General features: G+C 60.5%; 11 protein-coding genes. 6 read left to right on the top strand and 5 right to left on the bottom strand.

The features are described 5' to 3' along the window. Positions 1-4: 4 nt before the first annotated feature. From FGA82_RS21460 to FGA82_RS21450, 3 genes are all read right to left on the bottom strand, one after another. On the bottom strand, positions 5-1108 hold the full coding sequence (locus FGA82_RS21460) for an SCO family protein (RefSeq protein WP_141128647.1): 1104 nt from the start codon (positions 1106-1108) through the stop codon (positions 5-7). Beyond that, entirely contained in the window at positions 1105-3912 is a 2808-nt protein-coding gene (locus FGA82_RS21455) for a multicopper oxidase domain-containing protein (protein ID WP_141128646.1), read from the bottom strand. The genes FGA82_RS21460 and FGA82_RS21455 overlap by 4 nt, the downstream gene beginning before the upstream one ends. A gap of 376 nt (positions 3913-4288) precedes the next feature. Continuing rightward, positions 4289-5737 carry an ATP-binding protein gene (locus FGA82_RS21450; RefSeq protein ID WP_141128645.1) on the bottom strand — a complete coding sequence of 483 codons (1449 nt, stop codon included), beginning with the start codon at positions 5735-5737 and terminating at the stop codon, positions 4289-4291. Positions 5738-6160: 423 nt separating this feature from the next. Here FGA82_RS21450 and FGA82_RS21445 point away from each other — a divergent pair, with 423 nt between their 5' ends. The 6 genes from FGA82_RS21445 (at position 6161) to FGA82_RS21420 (ending at position 12585) form a co-directional block, all read left to right on the top strand. Next, positions 6161-7507 carry a hypothetical protein gene (locus FGA82_RS21445; RefSeq protein ID WP_141128644.1) on the top strand — a complete coding sequence of 449 codons (1347 nt, stop codon included), beginning with the start codon at positions 6161-6163 and terminating at the stop codon, positions 7505-7507. Between the two features lie 35 nt (positions 7508-7542). Continuing rightward, positions 7543-9777: an Ig-like domain-containing protein gene (locus tag FGA82_RS21440; RefSeq protein WP_141128643.1), complete on the top strand. Its 2235-nt coding sequence runs from the start codon at positions 7543-7545 to the stop codon at positions 9775-9777. Between the two features lie 72 nt (positions 9778-9849). Continuing rightward, positions 9850-10314 (top strand): curlin, encoded by a 465-nt coding sequence (locus FGA82_RS21435; protein ID WP_141128642.1) that lies wholly within the window; start codon positions 9850-9852, stop codon positions 10312-10314. Between the two features lie 27 nt (positions 10315-10341). Further along, positions 10342-11793, top strand: coding sequence for a curlin (locus tag FGA82_RS21430; RefSeq protein ID WP_141128641.1), 1452 nt, complete (start codon positions 10342-10344; stop codon positions 11791-11793). 311 nt (positions 11794-12104) lie between these two features. Beyond that, entirely contained in the window at positions 12105-12311 is a 207-nt protein-coding gene (relB, locus tag FGA82_RS21425; protein ID WP_099758590.1) for a type II toxin-antitoxin system RelB family antitoxin, read from the top strand. Further along, positions 12301-12585 (top strand): type II toxin-antitoxin system RelE/ParE family toxin, encoded by a 285-nt coding sequence (locus FGA82_RS21420; RefSeq protein ID WP_141128640.1) that lies wholly within the window; start codon positions 12301-12303, stop codon positions 12583-12585. Before relB ends, FGA82_RS21420 begins: the two co-directional genes overlap by 11 nt. 172 nt (positions 12586-12757) lie before the next feature. On the opposite strand, the gene FGA82_RS21410 is transcribed toward FGA82_RS21420, so the two are convergent. After that, entirely contained in the window at positions 12758-13129 is a 372-nt protein-coding gene (locus tag FGA82_RS21410; RefSeq protein WP_141128638.1) for a DUF6124 family protein, read from the bottom strand. A gap of 776 nt (positions 13130-13905) precedes the next feature. After that, entirely contained in the window at positions 13906-14277 is a 372-nt protein-coding gene (locus tag FGA82_RS21405) for a DUF6124 family protein (RefSeq protein WP_141128637.1), read from the bottom strand. Positions 14278-15121 lie beyond the last annotated feature (844 nt).

Raw genomic sequence — 15121 nt, 5'->3', positions numbered from 1 at the left:
GCCGCTACCGCGTCTGACTCACCGTCGCGGCTGGATCGCCCGGTTTTACTGGCGTCAATGCACCGTCGGCCACGGCATTGGCGGACGGTTGCTGACGCTCGGTTTCAGCGCTGAGGAAGTCGATGATCGACTGCGCTGATAGCTCGTCGAGGCGCAGGTTGGGCATCGGGATTCGCTCGAATTGTTCGTACAGTTGCAGGGCAATCGGGTCTTTTTCCGCGAGCAGGCGATCCGGTTCGCGGATCCAGCGATTCAGCCACTTGGGATCGCGGTTGCGGGTCACGCCAATCAAGTCCGGACCAATGCTGCGCATGCCAATGCCCTGCCCATCCATTGGGCCGAGGCTGTGGCACGAAGCGCAGCGGGTGCGGAACAGTTCTTCGCCGTTACTCGGAGGGCGAATGTCCGGGGCGTTGGCGTAGCTTTCTTCAATGCTCGGCTGCTTCCAGTTCTGCAAAGTGTTGGCCAGTTGGTCGGCGAGAATCCACGGGTTCTCGAACGGCGAAGCCTTCATCCAGCGCCCGGTGGTCTGGTTGCCGACGATCAGGCTGAGGTTGTGGTCCTTGCTGCGACCGTTGTCGACGCCTTCGATGAACAACCCGAGTTTCTTGCGCAGGTCAGTGACGTCCTCGAATTCGCCGGTGAGAAACTTCCAGCCGGGGCCGACCTTGAAGCGTTGCGAATAAGCCTTGAGCACTTCGGGCGTGTCGCTGAGCGGGTCGATGCTGATCGAGTAGAAGAAAATGTCCTGGCCGACCCGATCACCGAGCAGTTTCTGCACCTGGCGCAGGCGTGCGGTTTCCAGTGGGCAGGAATCGCTGCACGAGGTGAAGATGAAGTTGATCACCACCACTTTGTCTTTGATCAGGTCATCGAAAAAATGCACCTGCCGACCGTCCTGATCGGTCAGCAAGGTATTGGGGAAATAGTCGCCACCCCACGGGGTGCCGGATTCGCTCGCCGCTGATGGCTCGCCGACACTGGCCTGGTGCGCCAGCAGCACGCGGCTGCCGAGCACGCACGCGACCAGCATCAGCACCAGGTGCATGCCCAGCGCCCGGGAGCGCGGGGTATGCACAGGCTGGCTGTCACCGTGGCGGCGGTTCATGGCTTGACCACCACTTGTGGGCCCATACCGTCACCGTTGCGGAAGGTAGGCAGCGCAGCGGAATTGACGTAGCGCACACCGTCCCAGCTTGGCAGAGGGGTTGGCATCAGTTGCAGTTGCCCGGGTTTCTCCAGGTCCCAACGCAGCAGCATCGAGTTGTCCTCATGCTGAGTGTTGTGACAGTGCTCCATGTAGGTCCCGGCAAACTCGCGGAAGTTGATCGCCATTTCGACGCTGTCCAGACCATCCGCTTCCGAGCCGATGCGATAGACGTCTTTGCGCGCCCACTTTTCCCACTCTGGGGGTGCTTTGCCGCCGCGACTGAGGATGATCCCTTCCTCGAAGTGCACGTGCACCGGATGGCTCCAGCCCTTGCCGCCGGCCTTGATGTTCCACACTTCGAGGGTGCCGAACCCGGTGATACCGGCATCGGTCGGGCCGCTGGACAACTGGGTCGAAGCATTCAAGCGACGTGGGTCCATGTGGAAGCCGAAGCCGCCATCGGTCTTGACCGTCCACGGCGCTTCATCGGTGCCGTCGGAACGGCCGAAGGTGAAGGTGCGGTGGCGAGCCTTGGCCAGCACAGCTTTATCGGCGGCGTTGTCGCGGTGGAGCTTCAGCGGGATCATCACCAGCCCTTCGGCCTTGCCGGGTTTGGCCGGCTCGTAGGCTGCCGGGTTCATCGCCAGATCCTGACCGGTGTAAGCCTTGACGTTTAGCTGCAAGACCTTGCCCACCGCCGGATCACCCTTGTCCCACTGCGGGCCTTTGCTGGTCTGCTTGATCACCGGCAGGTACTTCTCCGAGAGCACGTCAGCCAGCGAGATCACGTCTTTCGGGCCTTTGCCGTCGTCCTGCGCCTGCAGGTTGAGGAAGAACAGCTTGTCGCCGGGTTTGATACCGTTTTTCGAGAAGTTGACGATGATGTCGAAGCGCTCGGCGATGCCTTGCGTCGGCAGGATCGCGTTGTGGTTCTGTTTATCGCCATCGGCGTCGAGGTCCATGCTGCCGTCGAATGGCACGCTGTGTTCCATGATGTTGCCGTCGTTGGCAATCATGTGGAACGGCACGCGGCTGTAAGTCACGCCGGAGTTTTTCGGGCCCTGAAATTCACCACCGCTGCCTTTGATTTCGCGCACCAGCGCCAGTTTGAAGTAGCGCGACACCGAGCCATTGAGGATGCGGAAACGATAACTGCGTGCGCGTACGTCGAGGACCGGTTTCCACTGCCAGTTGACCATCACCTGATCGCCGATGAAGCCGTCGGTGTTGAACGGGTTGAACCACAACTGGCCCTCTTGATCCCAGGCCTTGTCGGCGAACACCAGGTTGACGTCGTAGTCGCGGTTGCCCCATGGCAAGGCGCTGCCGCTGGGGAAACGCAGGTTGACGCCGTCGTTCACCGACTCGTTGCCGCGATCCAGCGCGCTGTAATAGTTCATCATCGCCGCGTTGCCCTTGTAGACGTTCTGCGCGGTGAAATCGAGCATGTGGTCGTGGAACCAGTGGGTGCTCATGGTTTCGCGCCAGTCACCACGGATCTTGATGGTGCCGTTGTCACAGGTCTTCTTCGCCGGCGCCATGTCGTTGACCCACAGGGTTTCGCCCGGTGCGCACGGGAACGCGGCGCGCGGGTCTTCAGCCTTGGTGTTGATGCTGTCGTAACCGGCGAGCTGGATCGGCCAGCGATAGTCGTAGAACTGCCCCGGGAAGAAGAAGGCGTTGGCATAGCCATCGCTTTCTGCTGGCGCGTGGCCGTTGTGCTCGTGGGTGCTGATGGTGTGCAGACCGAAACCACGGTTGGCCGACGGGTCGATCGGCAAGCCGTTGTAGTGACGCATCATCACTGGTTGGCCGTAGCGCACCATCAACAGTTTCGGCGGCAGCGTGCCGTCGAAGGTCCACACCGAGTTGTGGTTTTGCACCGGCATGTTCGGGTGGAAACGCGGATCGACGCCTTTCGCAGTCCCGTCAGTCAACGGCACGCCAGCGACGTTGTGGTAAAGGCCGCCGGGGCCGAACTCGCCCACCGCGTAATGGTGCATTTGCACGCTGTCACGCAGGCCACCATTGAGGCGCGCGCCGGTCTGCGCGGTTTTGTAGGCGACTTGCGGGTAGAACTCGTTCCAGCGCTGGTGCGCCCAGCCTTTTCCTGGCGGCCGCCCTTCAGCGGAGGAGCCGATGTGCCGGTTGAGGAATACTTCGATCTGCGCCTGCCACGGGTTGCGGTCGACCACGTTAGAGAATTGGCTGGGAAATGGTGTCAGCCCCGGTTGCCGCAGGAACGCATCGAGGGCGCTGCCGGGTGGTGCGCTGCGGGCGATGCTGTTCGGGTCCTGAGCCGGTGCCGGGCCAATCGCGGCAGGCGGGAATGGCAGCGGCGCGGCCGGGGTGGTCGGGTCGAGTTTTTCCGGGCCGAACTCTTCGAACAGGGTCAACTGCTGGGTGAACGGTTGCGCGCCATAGAGGGGGCTCGGCTTGCCGTTGGTGGGGTAGTTGAAACTGGTCTGCACGGTCGGCGGCAGGATGTTTTCCGTGCGGGTCGAGTCGCGGCTGCCTTTGACGCCGTCGGGCAAATCGAAGGAATCTTCGTTGGCCTCGGGCAGGGTCAGGATCTCATTCAGCGCACCGGCGCGGTCGGCCGGTTCGTCGTAGTACGCCGACGGGTCGGAGGTTTCTGGCTGTCGTTCGTCATCGATGGGACTGGCGCGGACGCCGGCCATAGTGCCGAGGGTCAACATCAGAAAGACGCTCAAAGGCGTCAGCAGGAAGGTGTTGCTTGGATCACGCGTTGTTATGTCCATCACCAGCCGCCTCATCAAGGAAGGGGTGATGGTGTTTTGCAACTAGTGCGCCAAGAAATTATTTCCAGTTGTTACAGGGACTTGAGGAGGCTGTGGGTTTCCCCACTCCCCGGTGACCGGGGCTTGACACCCACTGGTGGGGGAAGTTCATAAATTTTTGCGGCGTTTATAAACTTGTGTACCAACTGACGAAGGCTCGGGCTGCGTTGATCGTTCCCCCGCTCTGCTTGGGAATGCAGCCCGGGACGCTCTGCGTCCCATTGGAACGCGGAGCGTCCCTTGAGGCATTCCCACGCAGAGCGGGGGAACGATCAAGATCAAGATCAAGATCAAAAGATCGCAGCCTTCGGCAGCTCCTACAGGGGGAATGTGTTAATCAGGGGACGAGTTGGAAGGCCAGGCGCACGGTGGTGCCCTCGCCTTCGCGGCTGTCGAGGGTCACGCCGCCACCGAAGCGCTCCATGATGCGTTTGACCAGCACCAGACCCACACCCAAACCACCCGATTTGGTGGTGAAAAACGGCCGGAAGGCCATGGTGCGTTGTTCCTCATTCATGCCTTTACCGGTGTCGCTGAGCACCACGCACACGCCACGGTCGTCGCTCGGTTCCAGGCTGACGGTCAACGTGCCGCCCTTGTCCATCGCCTCCAGTGCATTGGCCAGCAGGCTGTTGAGGATCTGCGTCAGTTGCACCGGTTGGCTGAGCACCATCGGCGTGTGCTGGGGATGAAACACCACTTGCACACCGGCCTTGGCGATCTGCTGTTCAAACGCAACGAGGCTTTCGTGCAGTGCCGCGACCAGATTCACCGGTTCCGGGTCATCATTGAGCGGACGCAACGATTGCAGCAGCTCGCGCACCCATTTCGACATGCGGTCAACCTGGCCGATGATGTCTTTGATGTTCTTTTCTGCCGGGCCGGCGTCGAACTCCAGCGCCAGTTCGGCACTGGAGCGAATCGTCGCCAACGGATTGCGCAAACTGTGCGCCACGGCGGAAGACATCTCGCCCAGCGCGACAAAGGTTTCATTGGCGATCAGTTGCTTTTGCTGGGCCGCGAGCAGAATCGCCGCGCGCCGCACGATCCAGTACAGGCCCAGATAAATCAGCCCGCCGCCGAGCGCGGTAGCCAGCCAGATGAGGGTCAAGCCACGCTCCATGCGGGCGATCAGGTCTTTCGGTTCCTTGTAGATCTCGACCATCGCCGTGACGTTCTTGCCCTCGGCGTCGAACAGCGGGATGTAGTTCTCGATGAAGATGTAATCCGGCGGGATGACGAACTTCTGCTCCTCACGGGCCTTGTCGACGTCGTGGTAACTGGCGGACACCGGAATCTTTTCGTTGAAGGAGCGGTCGAGGTCTTCGTCGGCATGGATGCTGGTGCCGATGAGAACAGGGTTGGTCGACCAGATCACCTGGCGATCCGGCGCATAGATATTGGCAAGGATCACATCCGGCAGGTGTTCGATGTGATCGAGAAACTCACCCCGCGCGCCCGCCCGGGCCAGCGGGTCGACATCGGGAAAATCCTTGTCCTGTCGAGGATCGAGCAATTCGCCCATTGTGCGGATGTTGGGAATGGACACGTGGCGCACTTCGGCCGAAGCGATGGCCTGGATGAACTGCGCCGTGAGCAAAGCATCGCGCTGCACGCTTTCTTCAATTACGAAGCGCGTCGACACCGTCCCGAGCGCCACGGCCACAGTGCCGATCACCGCCATGCTGATCAGCGAAAACCAGCGCAGCAGGTTGAACGGCTGCTTGCGCGAGCCCAACCGTAGATTGCCCTCCTCGACCGGTAGCGATTTCGACTGCATGTTCATGGCGGCGACTTCCCGATACGTCCCTATAGGGTTATAGCCCACGGGTGGGGGTTTGCCCGGATGCGGGGATATTGACCCGGTTGAGTTGATCCCACAGACACCGCTAATCCCTTGTAGGAGTGAGCCTGCTCGCGATCGCGGTGGGTCAGCTGACATTTTTGTTAAAGGGAGACCGCTATCGCGAGCAGGCTCACTCCTACAAGGATCTGTGTTCGGCAGGCCATGAGTGTTCATCCCCACCGTCCCCGATTCTGGGGAATGACGCCCTTTCCCCGCGGGCCAAAAACCCCAACTTCACACCTGCAAACCGCTCTAATCCGGCCCTCTCCCGCCCATCCACCGCACCTTGGCATGGAAGGTGTACAGGCCCTGTGCAACTGACCCATCCCCAAGGGGCAGGTACTTTGATAGAGGGATTAACTCATGCACCCTTTACTGTCCAAAACCGCGACCGTCCTGGTCGTGAGCGCCTTGGCCCAGGGCATTGCTCAGGCCGCTTTGTTTGCTGTTGACCCCGGTCCGTACGCGCCGGCCAACGGTGGTTTCGCCAGTTGGTATCAGGACACCCACGGTCGCACCCTGGACCTGTGCCTGTCCAAAGCACTCAGTTCTCGCGTACCGAGCGCACCCGGCGCGCCGTCGTACATGTGCTCGCTGCTGCCGACTCCCGGGGTGTTCGACGACGCGCAACCGATCGTCTTCCCGACCAATTTCCCTGACGAAGCATTCTGGTTCACCGGTGAAACCACCCTCGTCGACGCGGCGCGCGGGATCGACCTGACCTACGTCAGTGCCATCGAAGCCGCCTTCGCCGCCGAAGAACCGGTCGAAGGCGATCAAGTCAGCTTCGCGCGGATCCGCATTCGCGTCGATGTGCCCACCGCCGGCACCTACGTGATCACCCACCCGTACGGCGTCGATGTGTTCAACATCGACACCCCCGGTCGCCGCGCGATCAACATGACTCGCGACATCGGCATCGGCACGCCTAAGACCTATGACGGCGCGCTCAAGGGCGACATCGGTCCGTTCCTGCGCAGCGTCAACGGCCCGTACACCGAGACCAACCCAGTGAGCGGCGCGGCCGAGCAATTTGTCGGCGACCCGAACCTCAACGAGGCTGTCACCGGCAGCCCGTTCAACACCAACTACGTGCGCATTGAAGGCCCCGGCGGGATCGACCTGCGTTCCAACACGTTCGCGGTTTCCGGCAAGCTGTCGACTGTGGTCCGGCCAACGCCAATGATCACCCAGCGCAGCACTTACTCGCGCAAAGCCGGGACCAGCGCACCGGTGGCCCAACAGGACGTGTTCGTCCTCGCACCGCCAGCCCCGGGCACCGTCGCCGTGACCAGTTTCACCCCGGTGCTGAACATGACCGAAGCCAACTCCACCGGTGCCTGGTACGCGCAATCGTCGGCCAACCCGACCGTGCCGAGCGTCCTGCAAGTGACTGCCGACAACCACCTTGCCATCGCCAGCAGCACGCCGACCACCCTGCCCATGAGCCTGACCGACCTGGTGGTGATCCAGAGCGCGCAATACAGCTTGAGCTCCGGACAACTGACCGTGGTGGCCTCGACCAGTGACGAAACCTCGCCGCCGGTCCTCACCGCCACCTCCGGCAGCGGTGCCGCCATCGGTGCGCTGAGCGGCGACGGCGCGGTGAAAAGCTTGGCCACCGGGATCTCGCCGATACCGCCAGCCAAGGTCCGCGTGACGTCGTCCAACGGCGGCAGCGATACCGAAGAAGTGGTCATCGTGCAATGAACGCTCACATGCCCAGATCCGCATCAGGAGGCATCATGAACAAGTGGCCACGCTTTGCGCTCAACGCGCTCGGGCTCGCTCTCTCGCTGACCGGCAGTGCCTATGCGCAACTCGCCGCCGTCGACCCCGGCCCCTACACCTTCGCCACCGGGAAATTCCCGATGTGGTATCAGGACAGCAATAACCTGTCGATGGAACTGTGCCAGTCGCGCGCCGCCAGTTCGCGCGTCGGCGTCACCACGCCACCGGCCTACATGTGCACCCTGTTGCCGGAACCGGGCATCTTCGATGACAGCCTGCCAATGGTGTTCCCCGACAACTGGCCGCCGGAAGCCTTCTGGTTTCTCGCCGAAACCACGATCCCCAACAACGGTGCCGGCTATGGCATGGACGCGTATGTCGCCGGGATCGAAGCGGCGTTCGCCTCGGAAAACCCGGCTGACGGCGATCAACAAAGCTTCGCGCGGATCCGTATCCGGGTGAACGTCCCCGTAGCCGGCACCTACGTCATTACTCACCCGTATGGCGTCGAAACCGTCAACGTCACCACCCCAGGGCGCCGCGCAATCAACATCACCAAAGATATCGGCATCGGTGCGCCGGGCGATTTCAGCGGCACGCTCAATGGCGCTATCGGACCGTTCCTGCGCAGCGTCAACGGCCCCTACACCGAAGTGAACCCGGACACCGGCGGCGTCGAAACTTTCGTCGGCGACCCGAACCTCACTGAAGCGGTGACCGGCAGCCCGTTCAACACCAACTTCGTACGCATCGTCGGGCCGTCCGGCGCTGGCACCATTCAGACCACCCTGTTCACCGTCGCCGGCAAGGTGCTCGACAGCCGTCAGCAAACCCATGTCGACATCGACCGCGCTACCTATCGCCGCACTTCGGCAGGTGTGCGTGCCGAAGTGTTCGCCAAAGCTGACGCCAGCTCGACTCTGTGCTTCCGTGAAACCGTAGCGCTGCTGCCCGGCCCGCCACCAACGCCTTGCCAAACCAGCCTGACGGGTGACAACACCGGCTTGTTCTTCGGCCAACGCCTGGGCAACGGCACGCTGCCTTCGATCGTGGTCGTGACCGCGACCAACCCGGCCGGGACTACCCGCCCGACATCGGTGTCGAGCAAACTCACCGACGTGGTGAAAGTGCAGACCGCGCGCTACAACTGGGCTAACAAAACCCTGTTGATCGAAGCGACATCGACCGATGAAGTGGCGATCCCGGACATGGTTGCCCAAGGCTATGGGCGTCTGTCGAAAACCGGCACCTTGCAACGCATCACCGTCGCCGACCTGACTCAGCCACCGGCCACCGTGACGGTGAAATCCGCCGCTGGCGGCAGTGACACCGAGCCCGTTGTCGTGGCCGGCACCGCACCGGACACCGGTGAAAACCAGGCGCCAATCAGCAATGCCGACACCGGCAGCACCAGCTTCGGCGTGCCGATCACCCTCAGCCTGTTGACCAACGACAGCGATCCCGACGGTAATAATCCGCTGAGCATCACCGCGTTGACCCAACCGGCGGCCGGCCAAGGCACCGTCGCCCTCAGCGGCACCGCTGCCGTGGTCTACACGCCGCCAGCCGTGGTCAACACACCACTGACCACCACCTTCACCTACAAAGCGCAAGACGCCAAAGGCCTGGCCTCGGCCAACCCGGCCACCGTGACGATTACCGTCGCGCCAAACCGGGCACCGACCGCCGTCGCCGACAGCGTTGCCACATTGGGTGTGGCGATTCCGATCAACGTACTGGCCAACGACACCGATCCGGAAGGCAACGTGCCGCTGGGTGTCGCCAGCCTGACCCAACCGGCCGCCGGCCGCGGCACGGTCAGCACTGACGGCACGGTGATCACCTACACGCCACCGGCCACCGTGACCACGGCATTCACCACGACCTTCACCTACATCGCCCGGGACAGCTTCGGCGCCCTGTCGACGCCGGCCACGGTCACGGTGCAAGTCTCGCCACGGCCAGCGGCGGAAACCTTCACCGTCACGGCTTCAACGGTGCAGGCGCGAGCAGGTGGACGCTTCAACTGGGACTTCACCGGCACCTCGTCAGTGACCACCGGCAACACCATCACCGTGCAGGTCACCACCCCGACCGGGCTGGTCACCCTCGGCACCACCACCGTACCGGTCACCGGACGCTGGCGGCTGACGCTGAACAACACGACGGTGGTGCCATCGGCCAACCCGACTGCAACGATCCGCTCGTCCCAGGGCACCGTGCGCACGGTCTCGGTAACCACGCTGTAAGCCAACACCCCAGCCACTTTCGGGTGGCTGGGGCGGTCTCCAAACCGGTTAACGCCTGACAGGATGTGAACCATGAACACGCCGACCGCCGCCCTGCTTTGCCTGCTTCTGCTGTGCAGCAGTGCGGGTGTGCGCGCCGACGACTTGATGGAAAACGATGACCTTGCCCCAACCAGCAGCGACCTCGGCGAACTGCCCCCACCGGTGGGTCAGCAAGCCCTGATCGACCAGCTCGGCCAGGCCAACGTCGCCCTGCTGCAACAGAATGGTCAGTCGCTGCTCGGGCAGATCGTGCAGTCGGGCAGCAATCAGGAGGCGTACATCCTGCAACAGGGCAGCGACCTGATGGCGCTGATCAACCAGAACGGTACCGGCAATGCCGCCTCGATCACTCAGAACGGCAGCCACAACCGCGCGCAGATTTCGCAAAACGGCAACAACAACGACGCCAGCATCGAGCAGGCCGGCACGGGGCTGCAAAGCGCCGTGACCCAGTCGGGCAACGGCATGAGCGTTTCGGTCAAGCAATATCGCTAAGCACTGCAAATCATCGGAGAGTTCATCATGTTCAAACTGACGCCCCTCACCGCCGCCATCCTGGTCATGATCAGTGCCCAGGCGATGGCCGACGACAGCCTGTCCAACCAGAGCCAGGCCGGTACCGCCAACATCGCGGATGTGAAACAGACCCAGGCCCCGTTCAGCACCGCCACCCAGACCCAACTGGGCCAGGGCAACGACGCCGCCGCCGTGCAAGACCACGCCAGCAGCGTGATCACCCAGGACGCGGTCGGCGACTACAACGCCGGTTACGCCGAGCAACTTTACGAAGACAACGCCACCATCACCCAACAACAGGTCGGCGCCTTCAACACCGCTCACGCCAGCCAGTCGCTGGGCTTCGGCTCACCGAACAACGCGCTGCAACAGCAGCAAGGCACCGGCAACTTCTCGTTCATTTATCAGGACTCGCAGAACGGCAGCGAAGGCAAAACCTTCCAGTTCGGCGACAGCAACGAAGCCAACATCGAACAACTCTATGAAGGCAGCGGCAACAGCTCGGTGATCACTCAATACGGCACCGCCAACTACGGCACCGCCGAACAAGTGCTGCACAACGGCGGCCAGATCGGCATCAACCAGGCCGGCGAAGGCAACTACGCCTACGGCGACCAACGCAACGGCACCGGCGGCAACATCACCATCAACCAGTTCGGCAACCTCAACGGCAGCGAAATCTGGCAAGACTCGCAACTCGCCAGCCAAGCCACCGTCAACCAATACGGCGACAGCAACGAAACCGTGGTCGACCAAAGCTTCGGCGAAAACAACACCGCCGCCGTCACCCAGGTCGGCAACACCAACGCGATCTACGCCGACCAGTTCGAATCGGTCAACTCGACACTGGCGCTTTACCAGGTTGGCAACGGTAACGTGCACTACACCTACCAGAGCGGCGACGGCCACACGCTCAGTGCCACCTCCGTGGGCAACGACAACAAGGTCTACGCCAGCAACTGGAAAGGCCCGCAATCGGGTGGGCAGTTCGGCAGCAACCAGCGTGCGACCGTCACTCAAGCGGGCAATGGCAACATCGCCAGCTTCACTCAGGATGGCGTCGGCCATGTGATGACCACGCACCAGACCGGGACGGGCAACAAGACCACGGTCAGTCAGGCGGAGTCGTATAACGAGCTGTATTTTGATCAGAATGGCAGCGACAACATTCTGATCTCGGATCAGCGCGGGACGGGCAACCTGGTGCAGGGGTCTTCGAATGGCACGGGTAACAGCGCTGATTTCGATCAGTCGGGGTCAGGGAACCAGGCGTATACCGCCCAGTTGTATGGCAGTGACAACATGATCACGGTGAAGCAGGCGGATACGATGAACGTGGCGTATGTGACCCAGGGCGGGACGGGGAACATTGCCAATGTCGATCAGAGTGGGGTTACGCAGACGGCGAATATTCAGCAGTTTGGCTCGGCTAACCAAGCGACGGTGTTGCAGCAGTAGGGGTTGGGTGTTGATGGGCCGCGATTCTCTGGTGAGGGGGGTCGCGGTTTTTTTGTGTCCGTAGGACCGATCAACGACACGCGTTCTTTAAAGCGTCAGATCAGCCACGTCCTACAGAAAAAGGAATGGTTTCTGGAAAAGCTGCACGTTTTCCTACTACCTCTGGCGGTTGGCCGTCGGAAGCGCAAGGACTAGGATTTTTCGGGACAACCTGAACCCAAAGGAGCTCGACCAACGTGCAATTCATCCAGACAACCACGACAACATTCCCCTTACCGAATAGACTTCCAGGCATTGATCCCGGAGGTGCCATGATCGACCCAAAGATGATTGACCCGCTGTGCCCAGTCGTCTCGGATCTTGATCCTGAAGAACAGGCTGCGAGTTATGACCGCTGGTTTCGGGCCGAAGTACAGGCCTCTCTCGATGATCCGCGTCCGAGTATTCCCCATGAGCAAGTGATGGAGGAAATCAACGCCTTGATGGAATCAATGCGCAAAAGCGCTGATGCAGATTAAGTGGCGACCCAAGGCTCGGGTCGAACTCTCGAAAATCCTGAAGCACATTGGCGAGCGAAATTTTGTAGCGGCGACTGCACTTCACAAGTCCGTGGTAAAAACTACATCTGCGCTTTGTTGGCATCCACACCTGTATCGCAAAGGCCGCTCTCCCGGCACTCGAGAGATTGTGGTAAGCCCGAACTATCTTGTCGTTTATCAAGTGGCGGACCACATTGAGATTGTGAGCATCTTGCATGCGCGTCAGGAGTACCCTCGACGCGACCCCGATTAAGATCGCTTCCTCGTCTCAACACAAAAAACCGTGCTTCCGTGGAGGTACGGTTTTCTGATCGTTCCCACGCTCTGCGTGGGAATGCCTCTCGGGACGCTCCGCGTTCCAACTTGCGAATTTGACGCAGAGCGTCAGGGGCTGCATTCCTTTGCTGCGCGTGGGAACGAGCTAATTAGCCATCCTTCAACTCGACGTGATCCAGCGCTTGATTCACCGCCAGTTCGCCCAGCATGACGACTTGAGCGATGCCCAGTGCGGTTTTGCGCTGTGAGGTTTCCAGGGAGGCGGCGAAGTTGATGAGCATTTCGCTGGCCGAGCCCAGGGTTTCACTGGCGTTGGCGAGCAGGGATTCGGTGTTGTACCTGGGGTTGGCGAGGTACATGGGTTCCGGCTCGTTGGCGCTGGACATGATGTGGGCGGTGGGATTGAGGTAGAAATCGAGGGCGCGGTCGGCGGCTTCGTGGAGTTTTTTGCTATCGACTGAGGCGTAGGGGGATGTGCTGTCGGCGTCTGATTCTGGGGGGTTGGGTGTTGGCTTTTTCATGTTTATTTACCCTGTATGACGGTTATAGCTGGCCCCCCATTCGGTTTCCAAGCGAATAGGTGGCAGCTGTACGCAGGTTGGAAACCCGGGACAGAGGCAACCCGGCAGACACAAGGTCTCCCACGCACAGCCGCCATAACAAAGTGCACACAGTGAAGGTGCGCAAGGATACGTTATGAATGGCGCTTGTGCGCTCTGTAGTTACTCGGGTTTCCACGCCCGGTCGCTGATTTGGCAGCGACGAACACAGGCTAGAGACCGGACGTCCGACGGACAACCTGAAAACCTTGTGGGAAGGTTCCGCAAAATCGAAACATCCTTTAAACATCCCGAATTGAAATACGCATGTGTAGGAGCTGCCGAAGGCTGCGATCTTTTGATCTTGATCTTGATATTCATCTTAAAAAATCAGAGTCAAAAGATCGCAGCCTTCGGCAGCTCCTACAGTGAATGTGTGCAACCGGCGTGAATTGGTCAGCTCATAGATCGCCATCGCTGGCAAGCCAGCTCCCACAAGGATTTGGGTACATCCGCAATAGCTACTGTGTCTGAGAGATAGCTATCGCGAGCAGGCTCGCTCCCACAGCTTTAGTGTGCGTACAACCCAAGCGGCAAAGCCGCCCCACTCAACAGGATGAGCGTTAGCTCGGCTGCAGCTTTGATCGTTCCCACGCTCTGCGTGGGAATGACTCTCGGGACGCTCCGCGTTCCAACTTGCGAATTTGACGCAGAGCGTCAGGGGCGGCATTCCTTTGCTGCGCGTGGGAACGATCTAATTAGCCATCCTTCAACTCGACGTGATCCAGCGCTTGATTCACCGCAAGTTCGCCCAGCATGACGACTTGAGCGATGCCCAAGGCGGTTTTGCGCTGTGAAGTTTCCAACGAGGCGGCGAAGTTGATGAGCATTTCGCTGGCCGAGCCGAGGGTTTCGCTGGCGTTGGCGAGCAGGGATTCGGTGTTGTACCTGGGGTTGGCGAGGTACATGGGTTCCGGCTCGTGGGCGCTGGACATGATGTGGGCGGTGGGATTGAGGTAGAAATCGAGGGCGCGGTCGGCGGCTTCGTGGAGTTTTTTGCTATCGACTGAGGCGTAGGGGGATGTGCTGTCGGCGTCTGATTCTGGGGGGTTGGGTGTTGGTTTTTTCATGGTAACTCTCTCTCATTGATAGTTGCAGCTGGCCCATTCGACTTCCAGGAAAAATGGGTGGCAGCTGTACGCAGGCTGGAAATCCGGGAGAGAGCAACCCGGCAGACACGAATGTCTCCCGCGCACAACCGCCATAACAGAGTGCACACAATGAAAGTGCGCAAGCATACGTTATGAAAGGCGTATCTGCTCTCTCGTGTCTTCGGGTTTCCATGCCCGGTCGCTAAATTGGCAGCGACGAACACAGGCTAGAGACCGCACGTCCGACGGACAACCTGAAAACATTGTGGGAAGGTTCCGCAAAATCGAAACATCCTTTAAACATCCCGAATTGAAATACGCATGTGTAGGAGCTGCCGAAGGCTGCGATCTTTTGATCTTGATCTTGATATTCATTTTAAAAAATCAGAGTCAAAAGATCGCAGCCTTCGGCAGCTCCTACAGTGAATGTGTGCAACCGGCGGGAATTGGTCGGCTCATAGATCGCCATCGCTGGCAAGCCAGCTCCCACAAGGATTTGGGTACATCCGCAATAGCTACTGTGTCTGAGAGATAGCTATCGCGAGCAGGCTCACTCCTACAATTGAATCGCGTGCTGTCAGCAAAAGATTGGGCGGCTGTCAGGCCGCCTTCGCGAGCAAGCTCGCTCCCACAGTTTTAATGTGCGTACAACCCAAGCGGCAAAGCCGCCCCACTCAACAGGATGAGCGTTAGCTCGGCTGCAGCTTTTGATCTTGATCCACGGGCGACGTCGGAAGGCTGAGTGGAGGGATTGATCCGGGCGTGGGAGCGCAGCGACCGTTTGGCGCAGCCAAACACAGCGAGAGGAGGTGCAGCGAAGCAA

This window comes from Pseudomonas fluorescens (genome assembly GCF_005938625.1).
Lineage (GTDB): Bacteria > Pseudomonadota > Gammaproteobacteria > Pseudomonadales > Pseudomonadaceae > Aquipseudomonas > Aquipseudomonas fluorescens_BD.
Note: the sequence above shows the minus strand (reverse complement) of the source record. Positions and strands in the feature narration are given on the sequence as shown.